26 protein-coding genes and 1 pseudogene are annotated in these 24,212 nt (G+C 65.8%); 7 read left to right on the top strand and 20 right to left on the bottom strand.

Features of this window, described 5'->3' with window-relative positions; all coding sequences use genetic code 11:
* Nucleotides 1-129 precede the first annotated feature (129 nt).
* From A1351_RS09980 to A1351_RS09960, 5 genes are all read right to left on the bottom strand, one after another.
* Complete coding sequence (locus A1351_RS09980) at nucleotides 130-471, bottom strand: septal ring lytic transglycosylase RlpA family protein (RefSeq protein WP_024879147.1); 342 nt, start codon at nucleotides 469-471, stop codon at nucleotides 130-132.
* A gap of 285 nt (nucleotides 472-756) precedes the next feature.
* A complete protein-coding gene (locus A1351_RS09975; RefSeq protein WP_024879148.1) occupies nucleotides 757-1,158 on the bottom strand; it encodes a DoxX family protein in 402 nt (133 codons plus the stop codon).
* Nucleotides 1,159-1,189: 31 nt separating this feature from the next.
* Nucleotides 1,190-1,798 (bottom strand): malonic semialdehyde reductase, encoded by a 609-nt coding sequence (locus A1351_RS09970; protein WP_026598036.1) that lies wholly within the window; start codon nucleotides 1,796-1,798, stop codon nucleotides 1,190-1,192.
* 57 nt (nucleotides 1,799-1,855) lie between these two features.
* A complete protein-coding gene (locus tag A1351_RS09965) occupies nucleotides 1,856-2,578 on the bottom strand; it encodes a tetratricopeptide repeat protein (RefSeq protein WP_024879150.1) in 723 nt (240 codons plus the stop codon).
* 123 nt (nucleotides 2,579-2,701) lie between these two features.
* Nucleotides 2,702-2,911 carry a cold-shock protein gene (locus tag A1351_RS09960; protein WP_018264633.1) on the bottom strand — a complete coding sequence of 70 codons (210 nt, stop codon included), beginning with the start codon at nucleotides 2,909-2,911 and terminating at the stop codon, nucleotides 2,702-2,704.
* 371 nt (nucleotides 2,912-3,282) lie between these two features.
* Here A1351_RS09960 and A1351_RS09955 point away from each other — a divergent pair, with 371 nt between their 5' ends.
* Entirely contained in the window at nucleotides 3,283-3,528 is a 246-nt protein-coding gene (locus A1351_RS09955; protein ID WP_024879151.1) for an acyl carrier protein, read from the top strand.
* Between the two features lie 10 nt (nucleotides 3,529-3,538).
* Here the strand turns inward: A1351_RS09955 and A1351_RS09950 are convergent, their stop codons facing one another.
* The 5 genes from A1351_RS09950 to A1351_RS09930 all read right to left on the bottom strand — a co-directional run bounded on the left by A1351_RS09950 (nucleotide 3,539) and on the right by A1351_RS09930 (nucleotide 8,838).
* On the bottom strand, nucleotides 3,539-3,904 hold the full coding sequence (locus tag A1351_RS09950; RefSeq protein WP_157096236.1) for a hypothetical protein: 366 nt from the start codon (nucleotides 3,902-3,904) through the stop codon (nucleotides 3,539-3,541).
* A 106-nt stretch (nucleotides 3,905-4,010) separates the two neighbouring features.
* Complete coding sequence (gene pqqE, locus A1351_RS09945; RefSeq protein ID WP_064032931.1) at nucleotides 4,011-5,477, bottom strand: pyrroloquinoline quinone biosynthesis protein PqqE; 1,467 nt, start codon at nucleotides 5,475-5,477, stop codon at nucleotides 4,011-4,013.
* Between the two features lie 11 nt (nucleotides 5,478-5,488).
* Nucleotides 5,489-6,250, bottom strand: a complete 762-nt coding sequence (gene pqqC, locus A1351_RS09940) for a pyrroloquinoline-quinone synthase PqqC (RefSeq protein ID WP_024879154.1) — start codon at nucleotides 6,248-6,250, stop codon at nucleotides 5,489-5,491.
* Nucleotides 6,247-7,176, bottom strand: coding sequence for a pyrroloquinoline quinone biosynthesis protein PqqB (gene pqqB, locus A1351_RS09935; protein WP_024879155.1), 930 nt, complete (start codon nucleotides 7,174-7,176; stop codon nucleotides 6,247-6,249). Before pqqB ends, pqqC begins: the two co-directional genes overlap by 4 nt.
* Nucleotides 7,177-7,398: 222 nt before the next feature.
* Nucleotides 7,399-8,838 carry an aminotransferase class I/II-fold pyridoxal phosphate-dependent enzyme gene (locus A1351_RS09930; protein WP_026598039.1) on the bottom strand — a complete coding sequence of 480 codons (1,440 nt, stop codon included), beginning with the start codon at nucleotides 8,836-8,838 and terminating at the stop codon, nucleotides 7,399-7,401.
* A 125-nt stretch (nucleotides 8,839-8,963) separates the two neighbouring features.
* Here A1351_RS09930 and A1351_RS09925 point away from each other — a divergent pair, with 125 nt between their 5' ends.
* On the top strand, nucleotides 8,964-9,827 hold the full coding sequence (locus tag A1351_RS09925; protein ID WP_024879157.1) for a DMT family transporter: 864 nt from the start codon (nucleotides 8,964-8,966) through the stop codon (nucleotides 9,825-9,827).
* A 5-nt stretch (nucleotides 9,828-9,832) separates the two neighbouring features.
* On the opposite strand, the gene pssA is transcribed toward A1351_RS09925, so the two are convergent.
* Entirely contained in the window at nucleotides 9,833-10,672 is an 840-nt protein-coding gene (gene pssA / locus A1351_RS09920; RefSeq protein WP_051592358.1) for a CDP-diacylglycerol--serine O-phosphatidyltransferase, read from the bottom strand.
* A 27-nt stretch (nucleotides 10,673-10,699) separates the two neighbouring features.
* A complete protein-coding gene (locus A1351_RS09915; RefSeq protein ID WP_026598042.1) occupies nucleotides 10,700-11,398 on the bottom strand; it encodes a phosphatidylserine decarboxylase in 699 nt (232 codons plus the stop codon).
* Between the two features lie 169 nt (nucleotides 11,399-11,567).
* On the opposite strand from A1351_RS09915, the gene A1351_RS09910 reads away from it, so the two are divergent.
* Together A1351_RS09910 and cobS are read left to right on the top strand one after the other, a co-directional pair.
* Entirely contained in the window at nucleotides 11,568-11,825 is a 258-nt protein-coding gene (locus A1351_RS09910; RefSeq protein WP_024879160.1) for a hypothetical protein, read from the top strand.
* Nucleotides 11,826-12,008: 183 nt separating this feature from the next.
* Nucleotides 12,009-12,782, top strand: a complete 774-nt coding sequence (gene cobS / locus A1351_RS09905; RefSeq protein WP_064032902.1) for an adenosylcobinamide-GDP ribazoletransferase — start codon at nucleotides 12,009-12,011, stop codon at nucleotides 12,780-12,782.
* A 6-nt stretch (nucleotides 12,783-12,788) separates the two neighbouring features.
* Here the strand turns inward: cobS and dusA are convergent, their stop codons facing one another.
* Nucleotides 12,789-13,802: a tRNA dihydrouridine(20/20a) synthase DusA gene (gene dusA / locus A1351_RS09900; protein ID WP_083967262.1), complete on the bottom strand. Its 1,014-nt coding sequence runs from the start codon at nucleotides 13,800-13,802 to the stop codon at nucleotides 12,789-12,791.
* Between the two features lie 508 nt (nucleotides 13,803-14,310).
* Between dusA and A1351_RS25310 the strand changes: the two genes are divergently transcribed.
* On the top strand, nucleotides 14,311-14,619 hold the full coding sequence (locus A1351_RS25310) for a hypothetical protein (RefSeq protein ID WP_198022751.1): 309 nt from the start codon (nucleotides 14,311-14,313) through the stop codon (nucleotides 14,617-14,619).
* Nucleotides 14,620-14,962: 343 nt separating this feature from the next.
* Complete coding sequence (locus A1351_RS23910) at nucleotides 14,963-15,367, top strand: hypothetical protein (protein ID WP_083967265.1); 405 nt, start codon at nucleotides 14,963-14,965, stop codon at nucleotides 15,365-15,367.
* A 17-nt stretch (nucleotides 15,368-15,384) separates the two neighbouring features.
* Here A1351_RS23910 and A1351_RS09885 read toward each other — a convergent pair whose 3' ends face one another.
* The 6 genes and pseudogenes from A1351_RS09885 to A1351_RS09865 all read right to left on the bottom strand — a co-directional run bounded on the left by A1351_RS09885 (nucleotide 15,385) and on the right by A1351_RS09865 (nucleotide 22,720).
* Nucleotides 15,385-16,125 carry a hypothetical protein gene (locus A1351_RS09885; RefSeq protein WP_064032900.1) on the bottom strand — a complete coding sequence of 247 codons (741 nt, stop codon included), beginning with the start codon at nucleotides 16,123-16,125 and terminating at the stop codon, nucleotides 15,385-15,387.
* 135 nt (nucleotides 16,126-16,260) lie between these two features.
* Complete coding sequence (locus A1351_RS25825) at nucleotides 16,261-17,169, bottom strand: efflux RND transporter periplasmic adaptor subunit (protein ID WP_371441475.1); 909 nt, start codon at nucleotides 17,167-17,169, stop codon at nucleotides 16,261-16,263.
* 75 nt (nucleotides 17,170-17,244) lie between these two features.
* Nucleotides 17,245-19,536, bottom strand: a pseudogene (locus A1351_RS09880) (heavy metal translocating P-type ATPase); the annotation flags it as partial.
* A gap of 60 nt (nucleotides 19,537-19,596) precedes the next feature.
* Nucleotides 19,597-20,652, bottom strand: a complete 1,056-nt coding sequence (locus A1351_RS09875) for a DMT family transporter (RefSeq protein WP_064032930.1) — start codon at nucleotides 20,650-20,652, stop codon at nucleotides 19,597-19,599.
* Nucleotides 20,653-20,667: 15 nt separating this feature from the next.
* The gene (locus A1351_RS09870) at nucleotides 20,668-22,308 is read right to left on the bottom strand and encodes an NRAMP family divalent metal transporter (RefSeq protein WP_064032898.1); all 1,641 of its coding nucleotides are present in this window, start codon (nucleotides 22,306-22,308) and stop codon (nucleotides 20,668-20,670) included.
* Between the two features lie 175 nt (nucleotides 22,309-22,483).
* The gene (locus tag A1351_RS09865; RefSeq protein WP_024879262.1) at nucleotides 22,484-22,720 is read right to left on the bottom strand and encodes a hypothetical protein; all 237 of its coding nucleotides are present in this window, start codon (nucleotides 22,718-22,720) and stop codon (nucleotides 22,484-22,486) included.
* A 453-nt stretch (nucleotides 22,721-23,173) separates the two neighbouring features.
* Here A1351_RS09865 and A1351_RS09855 point away from each other — a divergent pair, with 453 nt between their 5' ends.
* Nucleotides 23,174-23,815, top strand: a complete 642-nt coding sequence (locus tag A1351_RS09855) for an isoprenylcysteine carboxylmethyltransferase family protein (RefSeq protein ID WP_024879264.1) — start codon at nucleotides 23,174-23,176, stop codon at nucleotides 23,813-23,815.
* Nucleotides 23,816-24,040: 225 nt separating this feature from the next.
* Here the strand turns inward: A1351_RS09855 and A1351_RS09850 are convergent.
* Nucleotides 24,041-24,212: VIT1/CCC1 transporter family protein (locus A1351_RS09850; protein ID WP_198162325.1), on the bottom strand; the 172-nt coding region annotated here is incomplete at its 5' end.

Below are 24,212 nucleotides of genomic sequence, written 5' to 3'. Positions count from 1 at the left end.
ACGGTCGGCGAGAGGGACGGCGTCGCTCCAGACGATCGCGCGGCGAGCGATCGGAAATCCCGAGCGATAGCGCGTCTATAGCTCGGGATTTCCCGCCGGGAACGACGGCGTCTCTGCGTGGGGCCGAAGCTACTCGCCCGCGACCCGCTCCACCTTCACACGGGCGACGCCCGCCGAACGGAAACCGAGGCTCTCCGCCGCATGGGTGGAGACGTCGATCACCCGCCCATGCACGAAGGGACCGCGATCATTGATCGTGACGACCACAGAACGGCCATTGCCGAGATTGGTCACGCGCGCTCGCGAGCCGAAGGGAAGGCTGCGATGGGCCGCCGTCAGCGCCCCCACATGGCCCCCGCTCGCCGTCCGGCCATGATAGCCGTAGTAGGAGGCCTTCCCCACCCAGGATTGGCCCGCCGCCGTCGCTGTCGAACCTGCAAAAATCGCCGCTCCGATGATCCATTGTTTCAATGCGCTATCCCCCTTGCCGTTTCTCTCCCGACAGCCGACCGAGCTCGGTCGAGACTGTCGAGTAGACCCGCGGTAAGGGTGAGTTGTGATCAAATAGTGGCGAGAGCGCCAGCGCCGGATTTTGCCTAGTTCCGCGCCAGGGCGCCAAGTATGCCGCATCAATATTTCGATGTAATCTATACTAAAGTCTCAAATAAACGTTTATGTATTTTGCAATATATTTGTCACAGAATTACTTTTCTGTGACTGAAATGACACAGGTTGCGAGAATCTGTCGCCTAGCTGTCAAGCCACCTCATGAACGGATCGATCCAGGGCGAAGCGGCCGGGGCCGGCGAGCGCGAAAAGCGCAAAGACGACGCCATAGACGAGCGCCAGCTCGCCGCCATTGTGGATCGGCAGAGCGCCGCGGGCGGCGTGGCCGACGACATAAGCGACGACCATTTCCGCCGCGAGCACGATCGCCGTCGGCCGGGTGAAGAGGCCGAGCAGAAGCAGCAGGCCGCCGAGAATTTCGATCGCGCCGGCGAGGCCGAGCAGAGAGACGAGCTTCAGCCCATCGAACATGGCCACATGCGGAAAGCCGAGGAGCTTGGCTGTTCCATGCTGAAGGAACAGCAGAGCGACGAAAATGCGCGCGAGACCGAGCAGCGCTTGCGCTCGGCCCGGCGAAACCAGCGAAACCATGGGCGTTTCCTCATTTGTCGAGGATCGCGCCTCACAGGATCGAGGCGACCTCCTCGAAGGCGAAACGCGGACCCCGCGGATAGAGTTTCGCCGGATCGCCATAGCCGATGTTGATGAGGAAATTGGATTTCACCGTCCCGCCAGGGAAGAATTCGGCATCCACCTTCGCATTGTCGAAGCCGCTCATCGGCCCGGCGTCGAGCCCGACGGCGCGCAGCGCCAGCAGGAAATAGGCGCCCTGCAGCGTGCCGTTGCGAAAAGCGGTCGTCTCGATGAGCGGGGCGTTGCCGACGAACCAGGCGCGCGCGTCGGTCGCGGGATAGAGGCGCGGCAGATGCTCGTAGAATTGCGTGTCATGGGCGACGATCGCCGTCGCCGGCGCGGCGAGCGTCTTGTCGAGATTGCCGGGGGACAGCGCCGGCGCCAGCCGCGCCTTGGCCTCCGCCGAACGTATGAAGAGGAAGCGCGCCGGCAGGCAATTGGCGCTGGTCGGCCCAAAGAGCGCGAGCCGTAGCGCCTGCTGGAGCAGGGCGTCGGGAACCTCGCGATCCGCCCAGCCGTTGTGGGTGCGCGCCTCGGTGAAGAGCTGCGCGAGCGCCTCCGCGCTCAAAGCTTCCTGCGAAATCTCGTTTTGCGCCATATCATCGCTCCTCGGCTCGCTCGCGTCACGGCTCGGCAGGGGGAACGCGCGCGCCGCTCAGATGTCGCGGCCCTCGACTTCCAATCGCAGCCGCTCCTCCGCCTTGCGCCATTCCTCGCGGCGCGGATCGAGCGCGCGGGCGCGGCGATAGGCCTCGAGCGCGCGCGCCGCGGCGCCGGCCCGCTCACGCAGCGCGCCCAATGCGCCGAGCGCATCGAAACGGCGCGGCTCCAGCCGCAGGGCGGATTCGAGATCGCGCTCCGCCCCGTCGAGATCGCCGAGCGCGATGCGGATATTGGCGCGGCCGACCAGCGCCTCCGCCCATTCCGGCTCGAGAATGACGATGCGGTCGAAGAGATCGAGCGCCAGCGAATCCGCGCCAATGCCGACCGCGACCAGCGCGCGGCGCATCAAGAGATCGACGGTGGGGGAGGCGGAGCGCGCCCATAGCCGGCCGATCGCCTGGGCGAGGGCGCTCTCCTCCTCCTCGCTCTCGGCGAGGGAGAGGCGGCGGATGAGATCGTCGAGCGAGTCGCGCGCCGTCTGCGGCGCCCGCTCGGGCGCGAGCTCTGGCTCGACCGGGGCTGTGGGCCGACGCTGCGGCGAGAACACGCGCGCGCCCGGCGGCAGTGGGATCGGCACGCGGCCTATGCCGGGAATGTCGAGATATTGCTGCTCGGTGAGCGGACGCTCCGCCCCGGCGGCGAGCGCCCCGGGAGCGGCGAGCAACGCGGCCGCGAGCATGGCGGCGAGAATGCGGGACGAAGGCGCGAGGCGCATAGGCGCGACTGTAGCAAAGGCGCCGGCCTCGAGACAAGAACGCCTCGAGAGAAGAACCATGCAAAATGCAAAAGGGTCGCCGCGGAGCGACGACCCTCTCGTTCAAAGGTTCAGATCAATGGCTCAGAGCGCCTTGAGCTGGTCCGCGGAGGACTTGCCGGTGCGGCGGTCCTGAGCGATCTCGAAGCTCACCTTCTGGCCTTCGCGCAGATCGCGCAGGCCGGCGCGCTCCACCGCGCTGATGTGGACGAACACGTCCTTGTCGTCGCCATCCGGCTGAATGAAGCCATAGCCCTTCTGGGCGTTGAACCACTTAACCGTTCCAGTCGCCATTTGTCTCTCCAGACATAGAGGAGAAGGCCCGCCTGCGCGGGGCCGGGTCGATCGATGTAGGGAGAGGTCGTCAGCGGCTCCGTCTCCGAAGCGCGCCCAAGTCGCCGGCCGAAAATCGATGCAGGGGAACATAGAGGGCCGAACCGCGCCGGGCAATGGCGGATCACGCTATAGGCCATAAGTAATTCCCGAAAAAGAAAGGATTTCCTAACCTACACAATTGGAGGGGCCGCCCGGTTCACGCCACATTCATCCAAACGGCGCGATCTTAGCGTTGGGTTTACGATCATCGCGTCGAATTGTCGCCGAATGATCGTGATCTGCGACGGCGGGGGGCGGCCCCCGCGCGCAGCGAGAAGCGGAGAGTAAAAGTGATCGACCTCGTTCGGCAAGCGATCGACGAGAATGGACGCCTGCCCGTGCCGGCCCGCGACATTGCGGCCAACGCCGACCTCTATGAGCTCGGCCTCACCTCGTTTGCGGCAGTCAGGATCATGCTCGCGCTCGAGGACGCTTTCGGCGTCCAGTTCCCGGAGCATATGCTGCGCCGTCGCAATTTCGCCTCCATCGGCGCCATCGTCTCCTGCCTGCATGCGCTGGAGCGCAAGGCGGCCTGAGCCGAAGCTCTCACAGCCGCGCGCCCGAGGGACAATAGCGCGCCTTGCGATCGGCCCCGGCCGAGAGCGCCGCCGGAAAGGCGTCCTGCCGCGGGCCGAAGGCCAGCAGCGCCGGCGTCACCGGCCGAGTCGAGGCCGCCCAGCTCTGGAAGGCGGCGGAGCGTCCCTCGCGCGTCACGCGCGCGGCCAGCTTCTCCGTCCCCGGCTCCTGCGTCAGCCCCTCGAGCCCGCATTGGGCGAAGAGCGGAATGCGATAGGCCGGCGGCGGCGCGGCGCAGGCGCGCTCCATCAGCGCCACTATCGTGAAGAAGACCAGCGCCGAGAAGGCGACGAAAAGCGCGCCGATCTGACGCGCGCCCAAATCTGCTCGTGACATTTTGGACCCCCTTGGCCGCAAAACCGGCCGAAAGGGTCAAATGGAGCGCCGTCCTCGTCCCTCCAGCGCGAGCGTGGGACATGATTAGCAGGGAGTGACCGGCGGCTCACGCCGGCTGCTCGTACAGCGCCTTCTCCTTGCGGTCCGCCCCGCCGAGACGGCGATAGACGAAAGCCGGCGCCGGCAGCAGCGACTCGTTCTGCCCGAGCGCGGCGAATTCCTCGTGATGGGCCGAGCGATGGCAGGCCGGATCGGTCGCCGCCGCGTCGCCGGTGACGGCCAGCGCCTGGCAGCGGCAGCCGCCATAATCGACCCCGCGCTTGTCGCAGCTGCGGCAGGGCTCCTGCATCCACTCCTCGCCGCGGAAGGCGTTGAAGGCCGCGCCATTGCGCCAAATGTCGCCGAGCGGGCGCTGGCGCACATTGTCGAAGGAAAGGCCCGGCAGGGTCTGCGCGGCGTGGCAGGGCAGGGCCTTGCCGGAGGGCGTCACCACCATGATGCTGCGACCCCAGCCGCCCGTGCAGGCCTTGGGGCGCGAGGCGTAATGGTCGTGGATCACGAAATCGAAATTGAGCACGCCCTGCAGGCGCTTCTTCGCCTCTTCCACGATCCCGACCGTGGCGAGGAATTTCTCGCGCGTCGGGATCAGCGCGGCGCGGTTCACTTCCGCCCAGGCGTAATATTGAATATGCGCCACCTCGAGCCGCTGCGCGCCGACCTCGACCGCGAAATCGATGATCTGCGGCAGATGGTCGATGTTCTGGCGATGTATCGGCGCATTGATGGTGAGGCCGAGGCCCAATTCCCGCGCCCAGCGCGCGACGTCGCGCTTCTTGGCGACGCCGCCCTCATAGCCGGAAATATGGTCGGAGCTTTCCGGGACCACATCCTGCACCGAGACCTGCACATGATCGAGGCCGATCTCGGCGAGATGCGCCAAACGCTCGCGCGTCAGCAGCACGGCGGATGTCACGAGATTGGTATAGAGGCCGGCGTCGACGGCGTGAGCGAGAATCTCCTCGAGATCACGGCGAATGGTCGGCTCGCCGCCGGAGAGATGCAGTTGCAGCGCGCCGATGGAGGCGGCCTGTCGGAACACGTCGCCCCATTCGCCGGAGGTGAGCTCCGTATTGGCGCGCTCGAGATCGAGCGGATTGGAGCAATAGGGGCATTGCAGCGGACAGCGATGCGTCAGCTCGGCGAGCAGGCCCGCCGGGCCGCGCTCGAAAGGCGCATAGGATTTCGCTGTCTGCGAGAGGGGAGGGGGCGAAAATGCGTCCGGCCCGTCGCGCAGCAGGCGCTTGTCGGCGAGGCCTTGCAGCAGCTTGACCACATCCGTCTGGATCACATCGACGGGCGCCGAATAGGTCTGCGCGAGACGCTGCGAAATCTCGGCGACGCTGGCGACGCCATCCACATGGCCGAGCACGGCGAGGCCGATCGGGTCGAGCTCATAGGCGCGTTCGGGCGCGAGGATCACCTTGCGCTGCCGCACGACATCCTCGTGCAGGCGCGAATAGCGCGTGAAGGCCGGCTTCGACTCCGGCGTCACAATGAAACGCGCTTCGCTCATTCTCTCGTCCTTCACTTCTCTCCCGGCGTAAACGCGCCGGGCGGGATGAGGCCGGTCACATAGGCCTGATGCAGCGCGTCGAGCTGCGCCCAGAGCACGTCGCATTTGAAGCGCACGGCGCCGACGCAGGCTTCCTGCTCCGCCCGCGTATAGGCGTGCTGGAGAATATACGACAGAGCGAAATCGCTGTCGCGCGGCGCCTGGGCGAGGCGGCGCTTGAAATAGGCCATCACGGAATCGTCGACGAAATCGTAATTCTCGAGCATTCCGGCGATGCGCTCGCGATGGATCGCCGGCGCGAACAGCTCCGTCAGCGATGACGCCACCGCTATGACGAGCGGCTGCTCGACGACGAAGCGCACATAGGCTTCCACAGCGAATTTCGTCGCCGGCAGCGCGCCCTTGCGCGAGGTGACGTAGTCGCGCGAGAGGCCGAGTCCGTCGGTCAGCACGAGCCAGCGCTCTATGCCGCCGCCTTCCTCGCCCAATCCGTCGTGATCATGGATGCGGTGAATCCATTCGCGCCGCAATTCGCGGTCGTGGACGCGGCTCATGAAGGCGGCGTCCTTGCGCGGCACCGCCTCCTGATAGCAATAGCGGTTGAGCGCCCAGGCCTGCACCTGGCCTTTGTTCAGCTTTCCGCCATGCAGCATTTTGTGGAACGGATGCTTGTCGTGATAGCGCTCCTCGCCCACGGCGCGGATCGCGGCCTCGAAGGCCTCCTTCGACAAGGGCGGCGCGTCATGCCACTCGGCCGTCGAGAAGTCGTTCATAGCGTCACCTCCATGCCGTCCGCGCCGATCTCCCATCCGGCCGCATTCACGATCGCGCGTTCCTTCGACGATGCGTCGAGAGTCGGATTGGAGTTGTTGATGTGCACATAGATCTTGCGCGCGACGGACAGATCCTCGAAGGCTTTCATCGAGCCGTCCTCGCCGCTCATATTGACATGGCCCATGCGCGAGCCGGTCTTGCCGAGCAATCCTTGCTCGATCATCTCGTTCTCATGGAACAAAGTTCCATCGAAGAAGACGAGGCTGGCGCCGCGCAGACGCTCCTTCAGCGGCTCGTCGATGTTCGCGCAGCCGGGAATGTAGAAGCAGCTCTTGCCCGTCGCCGTCTCGATGATCTCGACGCCGAGCGTGTCGCCCACTTGCGTGCCGAAACCCGCGACGCTCTTGTCCTCGAGCCAGAGCGCGATCTTGCCATGCACGGGAAACGCCTTCACCGCGAGGCCGAGATCGACGCCGGCGCCATGCAGGGGGATCGCCTCGTCGAAGGGAAATTCGACGCGCGTCACCAATTCGGGGACCAGAATGTCGAAGATGCGATTGCCGGCGAGCACATTCAAAATGCGCTCTGAGGAATAGATGGAGAATGCCTGCGCCTCGCGCAGATTGAGCAGGCCGGCGACGTGGTCCACGTCGCCATTGGTCAGCACGACGGATTTGATCGGGCTCGCGCGCAGGCCGTCATGCGGGCCGGGCGAGAGTTGCGGCGCATGCGCGATCTGCTGGCGCAAATCAGGGGAGGCGTTGAGCAGCACGAAATCGACGCCATTGGCGCTGACCGCGAGCGAGGATTGCGTGCGCGCCGAGAAGCCGGGCTTGCCCTCGCGCACGGCTCGGCAATTGGCGCAATTGCAGTTCCATTGCGGGAAGCCGCCGCCGGCGCCCGATCCGAGTATTTTGATGAACATGACGCGAACCGCGACGGCGCCGTTTTTTAAAGGCGCAGTCTCTCCTCTCGAGCCGACGTTCTAGAGCGAAACCGCCTCTCTTCGAAGCGCTGTTTCGCTCCCCTCCCGATCTTTGTTTATTTTTCCCGACGCTCGCGCGTCGGAAGGCGGCTTTTTCGGCCGCGCGCCACTATGTCCAGGCGGCGGCGGGACGGCAAGCGCCAGATGGTCGCACGCCCTGCTCTAGCCAGCGGCCCGCATCGGTGGCGCGCTCGCCCGCAGCGCGCGCGCCAGGGAGTCGTAGATGCGCGGATCGTCCGATTGCGAGACGTTGAAGCGCAGATAGTCGCGGGCCGTCTGGCCGAGGCTGAAGGCGTTGCCGGGCGCGAGCACGATTCCCTCCGCGAGGCATAGCCGCGCGATCTGCGAGGCGTCGGCCTCGCCCGGCAGGCGCGCCCAGACGAACATGCCGGCCTTGGGCTCGACGAAGGGCGTGATCCCGAGCGCTTCGAGACGGCGGATCGTCGCCGTCATGGCCCCGGTGAGCCGCGCGCGCAGCGCCTCGAGATGGCGGCGATAGCCGCCGTCCTTCAGCAGCGTCAGCGCGATCTCGGCCGAGAGGCGCGGGCTGCCGAATTGCGTGGCGAGGCCGATATCGGCGATCTGCTCGATCCAATCGGGGCGGGCGGCGATATAGCCGCAACGCGCCGCGGCGGAGAGAGTCTTGGAGAAGCTGCCGATCTGAATGACGTTGCGAAGTCCGTCGAAAGCGGCGAGGCGAGGCGTCGGCGCGGTTTCGAAATCGGCGAAAATATCGTCCTCGACGATGATGAGGCCGGCGGGCTCGGCGAGCGCCATCAGCCGATGCGCCGTCGTCGAGGAGATGGCGGCGCCGGTCGGATTGTGGACGGCGGCATTGGTGAGATAGAGGCGCGGCCGCTTTTGCGCGAGGCTTTGCGCGAAAATCTCGAGATCGGGGCCGTTCGGCGTCATCGGCACGCCGACGATGTCGGCGCGATGCGCCTGTAGCAGAGCGCGGAAGTTGAAATAGCAGGGATCGTCGATCAGCACCGTGTCGCCGGGCTCGATCAGAAAACGGCAGACGAGGTCGATCGCCTGTGTCCCCGAGCCGGTCAGCAGAATCTGATCGGGCGCGGCGGCTATGTCCCGCTCGCCGAGGCGGCGGGCGATGAAGCCGCGCAGCGGAGCGAGGCCGAGCGGTTCGGAATAATCGGCGAGGGAGGCGGCGCTCCCCCGCGCCACGGCTTTCAGCGCCCGGCGCAGCGCCGCCTCGGGCATCCATTCGGCCGGCAGCCAGCCGCAGCCGGGGCGGAGCATTCCCTCGCCGGCCTCCAGCGATTGACGCGACATCCAGAGCGGATCGACCTCGCGATCGAGGCGCGGGCCGATCTTGCCCAGCGCCAGCGGCGCGAGTGGCGCTGAGACATAGAAGCCGGAGCCGGGGCGGGACCTTATGACGCCCTCGGCGGCGAGCCGCTCATAGGCCTCGACCACTGTGGAGACGGAAACGCCCATCGACCGCGCCGCCTGCCGCACCGAGGGGAGGCGCGCGCCGGGCGTCAGCTGGCGCGCCGCGATCCGCTCGCGGATCGTCGTCATCACCAGCTCGATCCGTCTGGGTTCGATCCGTTTCGGCGCCGAGGATGTTTCGGTCAAGCGTATTGCCTCCAAAGGCAGCACAGTTCACGGATATTGTCGAAACAGTTTATGAAAATTGTATCCGTCTGTCTCTGGCCGAGCAAGAGGCTCCGTCCGATCCTTCGCCGATGAGGAAAGGATGTTTCGATATGGATAGGACGACGGAAGGCTGGCTGAACGGCGCGATCGGGGTCTTGATCTTCAGCGGATCGCTGCCGGCGACGCGCGTCGCCGTCGGGGGCTTCGATCCCTTGTTTCTGACCGGCGCGCGCGCCTCCATCGCCGGGCTGATCGCGCTCTGCCTGTTGACGCTTTTCCGCGAGAGCAGGCCGAGCCGTAGCGAGCTTCTCTCGCTCGTCGGCGTGGCTTTGGGCGTGGTGGTCGGCTTTCCGCTGCTCAGTGCGCTGGCGCTGACGCGCATGACCTCCGCGCATTCGCTGGTCTTCGTCGGGCTGCTGCCCTTGGCGACGGCGGCTTTCGGCGTGCTGCGCGGCGGCGAGCGGCCGCGGCCGGGCTTTTGGCTCTGTGCGCTCGCCGGCGGCGCGCTCGTCGCCGGCTTCGCCTGGATGCGGAGCGACGGCGCGATTTCCTCGGGCGATCTTCTGATGCTCGGCGCGATCTTCGTCGCGGGCTTCGGCTATGCCGAAGGAGGGCTGCTGTCACGCCGGCTCGGCGGCTGGCGGGTGATTTGCTGGGCGCTGGCGCTCTCGCTGCCGGCGATGCTCGTCTGGACCGCCGTCAGCGCGCCGGAGGGGCTGCTCGCCACGCCGCCGCGCGCCTGGGTCGCGCTCGCCTATGTGGCGCTGTTCAGCATGTTGATCGGCTTCGTCTTCTGGTATCGCGGGCTGGCGCTGGGCGGCATCGCCGCCGTAGGGCAGTTGCAACTGCTCCAGCCTTTGCTCGGCCTCGGTCTCGCCGCTCTGTTTCTCGGCGAGACCGTGGAGCTCCCGCTCGTTTTCGTCACTGTCGGCGTTATCGCCGCAGTGGCGGGCGCGAAGGCCTTCGCGAAATAGCCCGCTCAGGCGCCGCGCGTCTTCTCCGCCTCCTGCCGCTCCAGCTCCTTATAGCGCTTCACGCCGAAGGGGATGGCGACGAGATAGGCGAGGCTCGCCAGCACCAAGGTCTCCATCGGATAGATGGCGAGCAGCAGCGCCGTCACGCCGACGCAGAACAGCACGAGAATGACATATTCACGCGGAATGCGGCCGATGCGCTTGCCGGAGAAATGCGGAATGCGGCTCGCCATCAGAAAGGCGATTCCCAGCACATAGACGATGAACAGCGGCACCAGCGCCTTGGAGCCGGGCAGGTCGACGACCGAGAGATTGAGATAGAGCGGCAGCAGAACCGCGACCGCGCCAGCCGGCGCCGGCATGCCGACGAAGAAGTCCGAATGCCAAGCCGGGCGTCCGGGATCGTCCACGGTGACGTTGAAGCGGGCGAGGCGCAGCGCGCAGGCGATGGCGAAGACGAGCGCCGCGAACCAGCCCAATCCTTTGATCTCGTGCAGCGACCAGAGATAGAGCAGAAGCGCCGGCGCGACGCCGAAATCGACGAAATCGGCGAGCGAGTCGAGCTCTGCGCCGAAACGCGACGTGCCCTTGAGCGCGCGCGCGATGCGCCCGTCGAGACCGTCCAGCACGGCGGCGGCGATGACGGCGGTGACGGCCGTGTCGAACTTGCCTTCCGTGGCGTAGCGTATGGCGGTGAGGCCCATGGCGAGCGCCAGCAGCGTGACCAGATTGGGCAGCACCACGCGGATCGGAATGTTGCGGAAGCGCAGGCGGCGCCGTTCCGAGGGCGACAATTGCGCGTCGCGGCCCTCGGGGCCGGCGTCGAAGGACGAAGGTTCGGTCATTGGGGAGGCCTTTGTCGCGGCGACGGCTCAGCCGGCCTTGAAGCTCAGAGGGGCGGCGGTGGAGTTCACATCCGCCAGAATGGTCTCGCCGGCGATGGCGCGCGAGCCCACGGCGATGCGGGGCTTGGCCCCGGTCGGCATATAGACGTCGACGCGCGAGCCGAAACGGATGAGGCCGAAACGGTCGCCGACGCCGATCGGCTCGCCATCCTGCACGAAGCAGACGATGCGCCGGGCCACGAGGCCGGCGATCTGCACCACGCCATAGCGGCCCGAAGGCGCGTCGATGACGATGCCATTGCGCTCATTGTCCTCGCTCGCCTTGTCGAGATCGGCGTTGAGGAAGATGCCGGGCTTATAGGCGACCTTGCTGATGCGGCCGGTGATGGGCGCGCGATTCACATGCACGTCGAAAACGCTCATGAAGATGGAGACGCGCTGCATCGGCTCCGCGCCGAGGCCGAGCTCGGCCGGCGGCAGGAAGAAGCCGATGGAGCAGACGACGCCATCCGCCGGCGACACCACGAGTCCCTCGCGCAAAGGCGTGAGGCGCTGCGGATCGCGGAAGAAATAGACGCACCAGGCGGTGGCGATGAAGCCGACCCAGCCGAGCGTCGAGGAAATCCAATGCAGCAGCAGGGCGGCGATGGCGAAGGCGGCGATGAAGATATAGCCTTCAGGATGGATCGGGACGAGCGATTTGCGGACCGATTCGAGGATCGACATGGATGAGAGGCTCCGAATGCGGCCCGTCGCCGCAGGCGGGGCGAGTTCTGCCATTTTGCGGCGCGAAAGTCACGCGGGCGAGCCGTCTGCGCCCTTGCCCCTGCCGCGGATTCACGACAGATAGGCGCGGTCGAAGCCCAAAGAGGCCGACACCCCTCGGGGAGGAAACATGAAAGACAATATTCGCAACGGAACGGCCCTGGCCATAGCGGCCGTCTCTCTCGCGCTCGCCGGCGCCGTGACGACCGCCATCGCGGCGACTCCCGGCAAGGTGCAATGCATCGGCGCCAACAGCTGCAAAGGCAAGAGCGACTGCCACAGCCCCAAGAACGCCTGCAAGGGCATGAACGCTTGCAAAGGCAAGGGCTGGGCCTTCGTCGAGTCCGAGGAGGCCTGCAAGGCCGCCGGCGGCAAGACGCTGAACTGACGATTCGCGGGACCGGCGGAGCGCGCCGGTCCCTTCTTCTCGCCGAAATAATGGGGCGCCTGTCTGCGCCGCGCCGGCCGCGCGGCGACGCGTGGCATGGGCGGAAATCGGAGGCCGCGCCGTGGCGACGGCCGAAATCGCCCCTTCTCGACAAATCGCCTCTTTGGCTTCATGAGGGGGCGCATGTTCCGCCCCTTCGTCGACGATTTCCTCGCCTGCCTGCGCTTCTACTCCCGCCTGCCGGTTCCTGCGCCGCGGGGGCATGAGATGCCGGACTTTCGCACCGCCGTGCGGGCGCTGCCGCTCGCCGGCGCGCTGATCGCCCTCGCGCCGGCCTGGACGCTGCTCGCGGCCCATGCGCTCGGCCTGCCGCCCTTCCTCGCCGCCACGCTGGCGCTGGCGGCGCTGGTCGTCGTCACCGGCGCATTGCATGAGGACGGGCTCGCCGATCTCGCCGATGGTTTCGGCGGCGGCGCGACGCGGGAGGAGAAGCTCGAGATCATGCGCGACAGCCGGCTGGGCTCCTACGGCGCCCTCGCGCTGATGCTCTCGCTGGCGCTGCGCCTCGGCGCCTTGACGACGATCGCGCAGCGCGGGGTCTTCGAGGCGGCCGCCATTCTCATTTTCGCAGCGTCGCTCTCGCGCACCGCCGGGCTGCTGCCGATCATGATCCTCGCGCCCGCGCGTGCGGACGGGGCCGGACACGCCGCCATGCGGCCGTTCAAGGAAGCGCTGCAGACGGCGGCGCTGCTGGCGAGCGCCTTCTCCATTCTGCCGATCGCGCTCGGAGTCTCGCCGGTCGCGGCTGTGCTCGCCGGCGCGCTGTCCATCGCCGCGGCCTATGCGACGGCCAAGCTCGCCGAGCGGCAGATCGGCGGCCTCACGGGCGATGTGCTCGGCGGCGCGCAGCAGGCGGCGGAGATCGCGGCGCTGCTCGTGTTCGCGAGCGGCGGCTGAGAGGCGTCAGGCGCTCGCCGCCTCCGCCATGCGCGCCGTCGCGCGCCGCACTTCATCGACGGCGGCGCGCAGCGTCTCGACGCCGGCGCCGGGCCTCACCGCCTCGCCCGCGAGGCGTCGGCGAAAGGCGCGTGCGCCGGGCCTGCCGGCGAAGAGGCCGAGCATATGCCGCGTCATGTTGGAGAGACGCTCGCCACACTGCAGCTGCGCCTCGATATAGGGAATGAAGGCTTCCACCGCGGCGAAGCCGTCCGCGAGCGGAGCCGCCTCGCCGAATAGCTCTGGATCGACGCGAAGCAGAAGCTCCGGCTCGTGATAGGCCGCGCGGCCGATCATCACGCCATCGACATGGGCGAGATGCAAACGCATATCCTCGAGCGTCGCAATGCCGCCGTTGATCGCGATCGGCAGGTTCGGATAGGCGCGCTTCAGCTCATAGACGAGGCCGTAGTCGAGCGGCGGAACGTCGCGATTCTCCTTGGGCGAGAGGCCCGAGAGCCAAGCCTTGCGGGCGTGGACGACGAGCGCGTCGCAGCCGGCGGCGACGGCGCGCTCGGCGAGGCCGAACAGCGCGGGTTTCGGCTCCTGATCATCGACGCCGATGCGGCATTTGACGGTGACGGGAAGCGCGACCGCATCCTTCATCGCCTTCACGCAATCGGCGACGAGATCGGGCCGCAGCATGAGGCAGGCGCCGAAAGCGCCGTTCTGCACGCGATCCGATGGGCAGCCGACATTGAGATTGATCTCGTCGAAACCATAGGGCTCGGCGATGCGCGCAGCCTTGGCCAGCTCGCCCGGATCGGACCCGCCGAGCTGCAGCGCGAGCGGGCGCTCGGCCGCGTCGAAGCCGAGCAGCCGATCGCGATCGCCGAAGATCACAGCGCCGGTGGTGAGCATCTCCGTAAAGAGCCGCGCGCGGCGCGACATCAGCCGAAGGAAGAACCGGCAGTGACGGTCCGTCCAGTCCATCATGGGCGCCACGGAGAATCTAATCTCTTGATTTATAGGCGATGTCATCCTGGTCTCTAGGCCATAGGTCGGATCGTGTGCACTCTCCCGGACGCCTCGATACGACACTTTTCGCTCCTTTTCGACTTCTCAGTGCACACAGGCCGCACACGAAATGCGACCTTCACGAGGCTCAAATCCGGCTCCTGGCGCGCATGAGTTCAACGCAAGGGGAAATAACGTCAACGAGACGTTTCTCCGCCGGCGCGACGCCGAGGAGTGGGCGCTCGACATAGAGCGCCGGATCGACCGCGGCGAGTCGCCGTCGAAGCGCGCGCGAAAGGGAGCTCGAACATTCGGCGATCTCGTCCGGCTCCATAGAGACGATCTCGCGGAGGTCGGAAAGCGGATCGGCCGGTCGAAAGCCGCGAGCCTCAAATCTCTCGAGCGTCGCCTCGGGCGATTGAAGATTTCGGAGCTCGATCGAGAGCGGCTCATTCAATTCGGTCGCGATAGAGCGAAGGAAGGAGCCGGTCCCGTCACGCTCGGCATCGACCTCGGCTACATCAAGACGATTTTGCCGCATGCGGCGGCGGTTCACGGCATTCAGCTTTCAACGGAGCCGACCGACCTCGCACGCATTGCGCTGAACCGTTTGGGATTGGTCGGGAAGGGAAACGAGCGTGATCGTCGGCCGACGCAGGACGAAATCGATCGCATCATCGCGCGATCCGATTTGACGCCGCAGCTGACAATTCCGTTGGGACGGATTGTACGCTTCGCGATCGCGACTGCGATGCGGCTCGATGAAATTTGCCGCGTCGCTTGGGAGGATTTCGATCCTCGATCCTGGAAGTTGGAACGGATCACCCGTGAAAGCGGATAGCCGTCCGGACCGGTTTTGGGCGACGGGCCGAGGTGGGACAAGCCGCGGCCAGTTTCCGCGGCGGCGACCGCGGGCGTCGTTCCGGCGCCGGAGCTGCATGACTCGGCAGGGTGGCGAGCGATGTCACACTCGACGCGACGTGCATTAGCTGGGCAACCCATGTCGCGCCACGGAAATCGGGCCGCGATGATCGAGCCACTGCGTCTCACGAGTGTAGGGCTTTGGAGATTCACGAGCCGTTCATCTGCGGAGCGCGATGCTGGCTCATGTCGTCGCCGGGTCGAGCAAGTCCGCATGATGGAGTAGCGGGAATCGCGTGACCGTAACACGGGAGAGAATGTTCATGGACAAGAAGACCGTCGGGCTGGTCGGCGTAATTTCGGCGTTGCCACTCACCGCGGCGCCCGCGGCCGACGCGAGAACGCTCGATCAAGTGATGTCACCCCGCTCCTATGCGGAGCTTCTGCAACCGATACCGAATGCGGCGGCGCTCCTGCGGGAGGCCGAGGCGCGGAAGGCCGTACAATCCGAGCCGCGCATCCAGACGGCGCAATATTATGGCAATCCTTACTACGACGGTTACGGCTACACCTACTATCCGTACCGACGGTGGCGCCACCACCATCACCACCATCACCACCATCATCATGGCTGGGGTTGGGGCGGCTGGGGCTACTACGGCCCGCCGCGCTATCACCACCACCACCACCATCATCATCATCACCACTGGAATGATGGGCGCTGGTGAGAACACAAGCCGCACCGTCATTCACGACGCGGCTTTTTCTGCTTCTCTTCGGCCGAATGTGCTGCGCCATGCATGCGGCGATAGGTGCCGTCGAAAACCGTGTCGCTCGTCGATAGCCATTGCGAGTCGACGCCGAGCGTTTCACGGCTCGCGTAGATGCGTCGCGCTTGCAATTCACGTTCGGCCGCCTCGTCGAAGCTCATCGGCTCGAGCTCGATATCACTTTCCGCCGGAATCATGGTGAACTGAGCCATCGGCGTGCCGGTCCGGAAGATATGCGTTTGTCCTTCCATCGGCGATTTGAAAACGAGGAAATAGATCATCGGCCACCATTCGCGGATGATCGCCGGCACTGCGATCGGCGCGGCGCCGGCGCTGTCGGTATAAAAGCTCGGATGAGTCTCGACCTTGATCGCATAGCCGGCTTCTGGCTTGAGATCGAGCAGGAGCTGGTAGGTGTAGAAGCTGCCCCCAAAATCACGAAAGGGCGGCCAGCTGCGGCCGGGACTCGGCGGGGCGCCGAAGTCGCCGTCGAGCATCAGTCGGCCGTCCTTCTTCGAGACGTGCAGCTCGTTCTCGTAGGGGTAGAAAATTTCGACGCCATATTTAGCGTATTCGGAAAACGGCACGCAGTGCCAAGCGTGTTCATGCGAGCCATCCGTGCGCTTCTCCGGCTGCCCTGCCCAGCCGGGGATTTCCATGCGCGTGCGGCGGGGCGCGAGATCGTCGCCGTTCATCCGGAACTTGATTTTTTTCATGAGGATTTCCTTTCGTTCGGAGGCCGCTCCGGCAGCGCGCTCTGCTCGAATTGCCGCGGCGTTCTAGACGGCGGCGTCGGAAGTCTAATGATTCCGGCGGAACGCGGGCGCATCCGAGCAGTCGACGATACACAATTACCTGGGCGTCATTACGGCGACGAAATCGTGGATCATGAGGGTCGCGACCATGCCCGGTCGCAGCAGCAGATCGGGATTGAACGCCTCTATGACGACACGATACGTCGAAGCGTGGTCGGCATCCGGGGTCGAACGTGAAACTTGCTCGACGATTCCCGAGAATGCGCGCCCTGGCAGAGAAAGCACTCTGAAAGCGACCTGACTGCCGATCCTCGGTTGCCTCAGCTCGCTCGAATGTATCGTGACGACGATCTCGACGACGCTAAGATCGGTCGCGACCTGGAATAGCCGGGCAGGCGCGTCGCGCTCCTCGATCGTAAGGCCCACTTTCACTTCGCGCGCGATCACCGTCCCGTCGACCGGCACGGCCACGGCGGTTTGCGCCAAATGCTCCGCGGCTTCGCTCACGCGATCTCGGCGCAGCGTGCGCAACGCCTCTTCCTGATCCGCCCGCGCTCGCGCGCGGGAAAGAGCGATCTCGGATTGGGCGAGCGTTTTTTTCGACAGAGCCCCGTGATCCGCCTCGGCTCGTTGGCGCTCGAGCCGCTTTTCCATCCGGGCGAGGGCCGCTCTGGCTGTTTCGAGGCGGGCGTCGGCGAGAGCGAGATCGGCTTTTGCTTGCTCGACGGCGGCGCGGTAAGGCTGCGGATCGATCTCGGCGCAAACTTGGCCTGCCGTCACCTTTGTCCCGACGTCACAATAAACCGCTCGGATGGTCCCCGATAGGCGTGTGGAGATCGGCGTGGCGCTCGCCGCCTCGATGACGCCCGTCGCCGTCACGCCGTCTCGCGGCGCATTGCGCTCCCATCGGAAATAGAGCCATCCGCATCCCAGAAGGACCGCGAGAGCCGCCAGCGTCGCGAAAGCCGTTCGTCGAAGGCGCTGTGCGCCAGACGCCGCGCTTATGGCGCGATCGAAAGCCGACGCCGCTTCGGATTTGCGCGTCTGCGGCTCTCGGAGCGATCCGCTTCCGCTGAATTCCGACGCGGCCTGCTCATAGACGTCCTCCTCCTGAGCATTATGGACTCGGACGAGCGTCTCGATCGCTTCGATGATCCGTTGCGCGTCCCGGATCAGATATTTGTCGGGCTCGTGCGAGCGTTGCCCCTCGGCGAGGCGCGCCAGCAGTCGCGCCTGATGGCGAATCTCTCGGTGCGCTCGGCTCATGGCGCCGAGTCCTTGCCCGCTCGGAAGATAATGCGAGATGCGCGGATAAATTTCGCTCTCGTCGTCGCGCTCGTGCGCCAATATGACGTCCGCGACCAGACGATCGGCTTCGTCTATATATTCGCACGCGCGTCGCGGAGACGCCGCGTCCAACGCATCGGCGATCTGCCGCAAGCGATCGAGGCTCTGCTCGATCTTCTCGTGGTCTTCGCGCAACGCCCGTGTCGCTGTCTCCGGCAGAGGGCGCCGAAGGAAGGTCGATCCGCCGCCGAGCGCCCGCAGAGCGTTCAGGATGACGGCGATGTCGATCGCCTCTTGTATCAGCGCGCCGCCCACCGGGCCGATCCAACCGAAGGCCGCCGCTCCCATCGTCGCGAAGGACAGAGTCATTCCGGCGATGATGCTCTGCAGGGCGATGAGGCGGGTCCGGCGCGCGATCGCCACCGCCTCCGAGACGCGGTCCAGCCGATCGACGAGAATGACGACATCCGCCGCCTCGGAGGAGGCGCTCGCGCCGCGCGCGCCCATGGCGACGCCGACATTCGCTGCGGCGAGGGCAGGGGCGTCATTGATTCCGTCGCCGACCATCAGCGTCGGATGCAGGCGTCGCTCGATGGCGACGGCGTCGACCTTGTCGGAAGGGATTCTGTCGGCGAGCACCGCATCGAGATCGAGCGCCGCGCCGATCGTTTCGGCGGCGTCGGCGCGATCGCCTGTGACCATGACGATTCGACCGACGCCCGCATCGCGTAGCGCCTGGATCGCGCGCGGCGTCTCGCGCCGGAGCTCGTCGGCGAGAAGGAGGACTGCGATGAGGCGCCCGTTCGACGAGATGAAGACCGTGAGCGCGGAGCGCCAGGAGGCGCGGCGAGCGGCGCGTGCGGCCCAATCCTCGAGGCCTTCATCGCCCTGCACGAATTGCAGCGCGCCGACGCGCATGTCGCGCCTGTCGACCTTTCCCTCGATCCCGGTTCCGAATGTCTCGCGGACATCGGTGGGAATGTGCAGAGAGAGGCCTCTCTCCGACGCCGCGGCGACGATGGCGGCGGCGACGACATGATGGGACGCTTGCTCGAGCGATGCGGCGAGCCGCAGGGCTTCGTTCGCGTCTCGATCCGGACCCGTCTCTATCGCGACGAGCCGCGCGCCGCCGACCGTGAGCGTGCCGGTCTTGTCGAACATCACCGTATGCGTCCGAGCGAGCGCCTCGAGCGGTCCGCCGCCTTTGATCAGGATGCCGCGTCGCGCCGCCCGCGACGCGCCCGCGACGAATGCGGCCGGCGCCGCGAGAATCAACGGGCAGGGCGTGGCGGCGACCAGCACCGCCAATCCGCGAATAGGATCCTGCGAAAGCGCCCAGGCGGCTCCTGCGGCCAGCAGGGCCACGGGCAAGAACAGCAGCGCATAGCGATCCGCCATTCTGATGAAAGGAGCTTTCGCTGTCTGCGCGGCGGTCGCGAGCTCGACGATTCCGGCGTAGGTGCTGTCGCCCGACGCGGCGCTCGCCCGCATTTCGAATGTCTCGCCGGCGTTGACTGTTCCGCTCGAGGCTGCTTCTCCCCTGCGTCTCGCGACAGGAAGCGGCTCGCCGGTCACCGCGGATTCATCGAGCAGCGCATTCGGTTCGACGATCAGGCCATCCGTCGGCACGACCTCGCCGGCCCGAACCAGCAATAGATCCCCGACCGCGACATCGTCGATCGGTATGTCCTCGATCCGATCGTCGATCCGTCGATGAGCGGTGCGCGGCGCGCGATCGATCAGCGCTTTCAGGTCGCGTTCGGCGCGACCGACCGCGATATCTTCGATGACGCTGCCGCCGGCGTACATCACTGAGACGATCACCGCCGCCAAAGCTTCGCCGAGCGCCAGCGCCGCCGACATGGAGAGAAGCGCGATCACGTCGACGCCGGCGCGCCCAGCGAGCAGATCGCGCGCGATCGAGACAGCGAGGCTCGCGGCGACCGGAACCGTTCCCGCCGCCCAAATCCATTTGGCTAGATCTTGGTGGCTGAAAAAAGCTGCGCAAAGCCCCGCCGCGAGAGCGGTGGAGGCGAGCAGAATCAGCGCTCGGCGCCAGATCCGCCCTTTTGCCGTCGGACTCATCCTCGTTCCGCTCTCGATGCCCTCGGCGCGGGAGGGGAGGTGCAGACGTTCGGTCTTCGATCAATGATCGTGTCGGTGATGCGTGTCGGGCATATGAGGATGCGCGTGCAGCAGCGGCTCATGCGCGTGCCAATGTGTGTGCGGCTGGCCGTTCTCATGATCGGAGTGGTCTCCGTGCCGATGATGCTCGTCGTGAACATGCGAATGCGAATGTTCGACGGCTTCGTGCGAATGCTCGTGCTCATGGCGTTCGGTCAGATGCAGCCAGACGCCCGCGGCCATCAGCGCCGCTCCGGCGACGAGCTGCAGGGTCAAAGGCTCGCGCAGCGCCACGACGGAGACGGCCGCGCCGAGGAAGGGCGCAGTGGAGAAATAGGCGCCGGTGCGCGCCGTGCCGAGATGGCGGAGAGCCAGCACGAACAGCGCCAGGCTGACGCCATAGCCGAGGAAGCCGACGACGCTCGCGGCGCCGATCAGCGGGATGGCTGGCATGAGAGCGCCGGCGAACAGTCCAATCCCGAGATTGACCGAGCCGGCGACCATTCCCTTGATCTCGACGATTTGCAGTGGATCGGAGAGCGACACTCTGCGTGTGAGGTTATTGTCGATCGCCCAGGCGAAACAGGCCGCGGCAATCGCGAGAGGCCCGAGCGCGCCAGAAAGGCTCGGCGCTCCCGACCAGGCGAGGCAGAGGGATCCTGCGACGATAAAAGCCATGCCGAGGGCGATGCGACGATCGAATGGCTCGCGAAACACGAACCATGCGATGGCCGCGGTGAAGACGCCCTCGAGCGTGAGCAGCAATGACGCCGTCGCGGCTTCCGCATGGGCGAGGCCGAACATCAGCAGCAACGGGCCGGCGACGCCGCCGGCCAGTGTCGCTGCTCCCATCCACGGCCAATCCGATTTAGTAAGCGTCGCCTCTTCCGCGCGGATGACGAAGCCGAGCCGATAGGGGAGACGACGAAGCAGGGCGACTCCGACGCCGGCGCCGCAATAGAGCAGGCCGGCGAGGATGCGCTGATCTATATCCGCGAGGAGCAGCTTGGCGGCCGGCGTCGAGACCCCGAACAGAGCCGCCGAGAGCAGCGCATAGGAGATGGCTTTTGCTTTCATGTTTGGCGCGTGCATTCAGTGAGTCACTGCGAGCGCGACGATCCGCGCGAGAACGAGGCCTCCCGCGAGCAGTAGATAGCAGCGTAGCACGCTCATCCATATGCGGCTCGTCATCGAGAGCTTCGCCGGCGGCAGCGCATGTAGCGGCGGCATGCGCCAGCTGTCGCGGGCGTGACGGCCGATCGCGCCCGGCGCCGTGCGCCGCCTCGTGCGGAGAGCGCCCGTCGCGACGGCGATGGCCGCAGTTGCAATCGAGCCGCCGCCGAGGATCGACAGAATGACGGTCTCGTTTGTCTGCTCCGGGAACAAGACGGAAGCGGTCAAAATGATCGATAACATCACTAGGACCGCGACGATCACGCCTGTGAATAGATTCATGCCCCAGCCATTGACCCAGGGGCCGAGAACCGCCTCGTCATTGCAGAGAAGCAGCAGAAACACGGTCGCGCTCGGCAGCAGGACGCCCGCGAGCGTCTGCACGGCGTTGGTCAGCAGGCCGAGCGGCGCGCCCGGCGTCAGCACGAGCCCCGCCGAAACGACGATGAGCGCGAAATAAACGCCGTAGAAGCCCTTGGCGTCGGACGGCTTGCGATGCAGCGAATGCTTCAGCGACAGCACGTCGCCGAGCGCATAGGCCGTGGACAGCGACACCGCCGCCGCGCCGATGACGCTCGCATCGATCAGCGCAAGAGCGAATAATATGCCCGGCAGGCGGCCGGCGTATCGGCCTAGGCCCTCCGCCACGGCGCCGGCGTCGGTGAAGTTTCCAGCTTCCGGGCGTCCGGCGAAGGCCGCCGCCGTGAAGGCCATCATCGCCGCCGCGCCGATGACGACGAGCGCTATGCCGAGCCAGAGGTCGATGCGCTCATAGCGAATGAAACGCGGCGTGATGCGCTTGTCGATCACATAGCTCTGCTGGAAGAAGAGCTGCCAGGGCGCGATGGTCGTGCCGACGATCGCTATGATGAGCAGCATGACATCGCTGAGTTTGCCATCCTTGGGCAGCTGCACGAGGAACATATCGCGTGCGACCTCCGCTATCGGCGGATGAATCATCACGAAGATCGGAATGAGAACGAGACTGCCTGCGCAGAGCGCCAGAGCGAAGCGCTCGAAGCGACGGAAGTCGCCCGTGCCGACAGCCGCCATGATGACGACGGCCGACAGCGCCACGCCGAGCTCCCGCGAGACGCCGAGATAGGAGAGCGCGAGAGATATTCCGATGAATTCGGTGACGATGGTCAGCGCGTTGAGCAGAAACAGATCGATGACGCTGAAGGCGCCCCAGAATTTGCCGAAACGCTCAACGATGAGCCGGGCGTGTCCGACGCCGGTGACGGCGCCGAGCCGCAACACCATCTCCTGATTGACGTAGAGCACGGGAACGAGCAGCAGCAGCGTCCACAGCAGGCTCGTGCCGTAGTTCTGGCCCGCCTGAGTGTAGGTCCCGAAGGCGCCCGCGTCATTGTCGCCCACCATGACGATGAGACCAGGACCGACAATCGCGAGAAGCGTCTGGAGGCGGCGCTTGAAGCCGATGCGCGGACCGTGATCGGCATGATGGATCGTGCCCAGCGCGCCACGAATATGGCCGATATGGGCCTCGTCGAGAACGGCGCTTTCGGTGGTTTCAGTCGGATTGAAATGCAGCGTCATGGCTCGCCTCTTCTCCGGCGGCAGGCGAGCCCTCGCGAGAGCTCACGCCCTCTGGAGCGCCCGCGCTCTCGCGCCCGGGCAAATTCGGATCGGGATGGATTTCGACGCGCCCGCCGGACGGAGCTCGCGCTCGCCGGCGGGCCTGGTTGGGCCGGGGTTCATTCGATCTCTCCGATCAGCCGGCGAGGCGCGAAGGGGGCGGCTCGCCATTGTCCTGCGTGAGGCGAGCGTCGGCCTCCGCCTCGTCGGTCCACACGCACAGAAGACGTCCCGAGGCGGCGTCGAGCGTCCAGACGCAAAGCGGCGCCCGCCGCGCGCGACGGCGAAACGCGACGATCTGCGCCTCGGCGCGGAACGAAGGCGCGCTCCGAGCGAACGGGCGCGCGAATGCGATTGCGGTGAGCTTGTTCATCGCTCATCTCCTTCTTGGCCGTTGTGATCCACGGCCCGGAGCATGAGCGGCAGGCAGGAGCCTCTAGGCCCTCGCGACGCCTCTCACGCGGTCCCCGAGACCGCGGATGGTTTCGATGTCGAGTGGCGTCGCGAGCGCAGACGAGGCTGCGGGCGCGGCGCCGAAGCGGCTACTGCCCATGTTTCTTTCTTGGGTTGTCGGAGTCGACGGCGGGGGCGAAGCCCAGCCATCCGACGGCGATATCGTTCCCGAAACTGTGGTTGTCAAGCACAAATCGCAGGATAGCGCGACCGCCATTACCAATCGGTGAAGCGAGTAGCCGAAGGAGCGCGCTCGGAGGATGTTCGAGGCTCGCGTCCGGTCGCGTCGACAAGCGCGGATCGATCGGCTAAGCCGAGACAGCGGGGCGTTCGCCGGACCGCGACATGTTTCGAACCGATGACGGAAGGTCGAATGAGGCGATCATACCTGAAAGCGAAGTTGCTCGATCTCATTTTTGCGAGCCCCGTGGTCGCATGGTTCTCCCTCGGAGTTTATGGCTCGTCTCAGATGATGGGCTCGTCCGAAGGACTTCTCGTGAATGTCTCTCTCGCGGCCAATATCGTGCTTCTCTGTCTCATAATGCTCGCGATTTTGCTGCGGCCTCCGTCTCTGCGGACCGCGAAAGGCGTTCTGCCGAAATTGGCTGGAGCCGCCGGCTTTCTCTTGCCGAGCTTTATCGTCGCTGTTCCGGCAGTCGATTTGTCGCCTTCGACGAAGGCGGTTTCCGTCGGCCTGGTCCTCCTCGGAACGCTCGTCTCCATCGCGGCTACAATTTGGCTCGGCCGCAGTTTCAGCATTCTTCCGCAAGCTCGCGCTCTGGTGACAGAAGGACCGTATAGGCTCGTGCGTCATCCGCTCTATGCTGGAGAATTATTGGCTCTGATCGGCATCATGTTTCGATATCAGCAGCCGTGGGCGCTGTGTTTGACGCTGCTTTCGATCGCTATTCAATTTCCGCGCATGAATTTCGAGGAGCGCGTGCTGGCAGAAGCATTCCCATCATACAAGGAATATGCGGGCCGCACCGCGAGGCTGATCCCCGGCGTTTACTGACCCTTCGCTCACGATTACGACGTGGGAAACAATCGCTGCCGCCATGCGGGTGGTTCCGACCGTCGCGTCACCCGCCCCGCTTTTCGGAGCTGCGATCAAAGACGCCCGCGCCGGACCGTCCGGTTTCCAACGCGCCTTTCCTTCTCGAGCCTTGCCGCAATAGCAGGCCCAATGCGACATTGTATGGGACGATGCTGGCGGCCGAACCAAGAGCGCCGGCTCTCGTTACCCGAATGCGCGAGCCAGACCGAAGGCCGCCGAGGCGGCAAGTCCCCCCACGGCCAGTGTCTGAATTGCAGCGCGCACTCGATCGACGCCGGTGAAATGCCCTTTCGCCGCGCCGAACGCCAGCAACGCCACACCTGTGGCGAGAACGGACCTTAGAGTCTGTCCGTTA

This window comes from Methylosinus sp. R-45379 (assembly GCF_001644125.1).
Taxonomy (GTDB): Bacteria; Pseudomonadota; Alphaproteobacteria; order Rhizobiales; family Beijerinckiaceae; genus Methylosinus.
Note: the sequence above shows the minus strand (reverse complement) of the source record. Positions and strands in the feature narration are given on the sequence as shown.